1 protein-coding gene is annotated in these 1,973 nt (G+C 58.3%); it reads left to right on the plus strand.

Annotated features, from left to right (window positions below):
* Positions 1 to 89: 89 nt before the first annotated feature.
* Positions 90 to 1,919, plus strand: a complete 1,830-nt coding sequence (gene uvrC / locus B3520_RS11165) for an excinuclease ABC subunit UvrC (RefSeq protein WP_123637335.1) — start codon at positions 90 to 92, stop codon at positions 1,917 to 1,919.
* Positions 1,920 to 1,973 lie beyond the last annotated feature (54 nt).

Consider the following 1,973-nt stretch of genomic DNA (forward strand, 5'->3'; position numbering starts at 1 on the left):
CGAAGCGCATCCGCCGTAACCACACCGACCGGCATCCGCCGTAACCCAAACCACGACATCCCCGCCAACCGGTGGTATTCTTCCCGCCCATGAACACACCTGATGTATTCGACCACAAACAATTCCTAGCCAACACCACCAAACAACCGGGCATCTATCAGATGTACGACGGTGGCGGTGAGCTGCTCTACGTCGGTAAAGCCAAAAACCTGAAAAACCGGTTGTCCAGCTACTTCCGCAGCTCCGGCCTGTCTCCGAAAACCGTGGCCCTGGTGGCGAAAATTCGTCAGATCGATGTGACGGTCACCTCGAGCGAAACCGAAGCGCTGATTCTTGAGCAGAATCTGATCAAATCCCACCGGCCGCCCTATAACATTCTGTTGCGGGATGATAAGTCCTACCCCTACATTTTTCTCTCCAGTGGCGAGACCTTTCCGCGCATCAGTTTTCATCGGGGCTCCAAGAAAAAGCGCGGTCACTACTTCGGCCCTTACCCGAATGTTGGGGCGGTGAAAGACAGCCTGAATTTTCTGCAGAAAACCTTTCAGGTGCGTCAGTGCGAGGACAGTGTGTTCAAAAACCGCTCGCGCCCCTGTCTGCAATACCAGATCAAACGTTGCACCGCGCCCTGTGTGGATTACATCAGCCCGGAAGACTACGCCGACGATGTGCGCCACACCCGCATGTTTTTGAGCGGGGATAGTGACACCCTGATGAAGGAGCTGGCGGACCAGATGGACGCCGCGTCCCAGGCGCTGGAGTTTGAGCGGGCGGCGGCGCTGCGAGATCAGATCACCGCGCTGCGCTCCATTCAGTCCCAGAATCTGATTGAAGAGGGGTATGGCGATCTGGATGTGGTGGCCGCCGTGCTGCAGGCGGGGTTGATCTGCGTGCATGTGTTGTTTGTTCGCCAGGGGAGAATTCTGGGCAGTCGCAGCTACTATCCGCAGGCGACACTGGCGGATTCAGAATCCGATGTCCTGACCGAATTCCTGCCACAGTTTTATCTGGCGAGCGAGGGCCGGGAAATCCCCCGGGAAATTATCACCAGCCACCCGGTGGCGGAGGCTGAGCTGATTGCCCAGGCGCTCAAGAGTGCCTCGGGTCGCCAGGTGACGGTCACTGACAAGGTGCGCACCCATCGTTCCCAGTGGGTGCAAATGGCGACCACGGCGGCCCAGCAGAATCTCACGAGCCGGGTAAACAGCCGTAAGAACAGTATGGACCGCTTTATTGCCCTGCAGGATGCGTTGGGTCTGGACGAGATGCCCCAGCGATTGGAGTGTTTCGATATCAGTCACAGCAGCGGTGAGCTGACCCAGGCGTCCTGTGTGGTGTTTGATACCAACGGTCCGCTGAAGTCCGATTATCGCCGCTTCAATATTGACGGTATCACCCCCGGTGACGACTACGCGGCCATGGAGCAGGCGCTGCAGCGGCGCTATACCCGGTTGCAGAAAGGCGAGGGCAAGCTGCCGGATATTCTGATTATTGATGGCGGTAAAGGTCAGCTCGGTAAGGCCGAGGCGGTACTGGCGGAGCTGGGTGTGAACAATGTCCAGTTACTGGGTGTGGCCAAAGGCACTACGCGCAAGGCGGGATTCGAGACGTTGTATTGGGCGGAGAGCGGTAAAGAGATTGTGATGTCGAGCGATTCGCCGGCGCTGCATTTGCTACAGCATATTCGCGATGAGGCGCACCGGTTTGCGATTACCGGACATCGCCAGCGGCGGGACAAGAAGCGGCGCACGTCCAGTCTGGAGGGGGTGCCAGGGGTGGGTGCCGGCCGCCGTCGGGAGCTGTTGCGTCATTTTGGTGGGCTACAGGAGGTACAGAAGGCCAGCGTGGCGGATCTCGCCAAGGTGCCGGGAATCAGCAAACGCCTGGCGGAGGAAATTTACGGCCATTTTCATGGGTAATGGTGGTTATATGACGTCCGGTTCGGCCCGGGGTATACCGCTTCGCGACCCAAT

The organism is Marinimicrobium sp. UBA4509, assembly GCF_002388575.1.
In the GTDB taxonomy this organism is placed as follows: domain Bacteria; phylum Pseudomonadota; class Gammaproteobacteria; order Pseudomonadales; family Cellvibrionaceae; genus Marinimicrobium; species Marinimicrobium koreense.

Bases quoted from the DNA above. Each gene is read 5' to 3' on its own strand.
- uvrC (WP_123637335.1), top strand. From the start codon at position 90: ATGAACACACCTGATGTATTCGACCACAAACAATTCCTAGCCAACACC.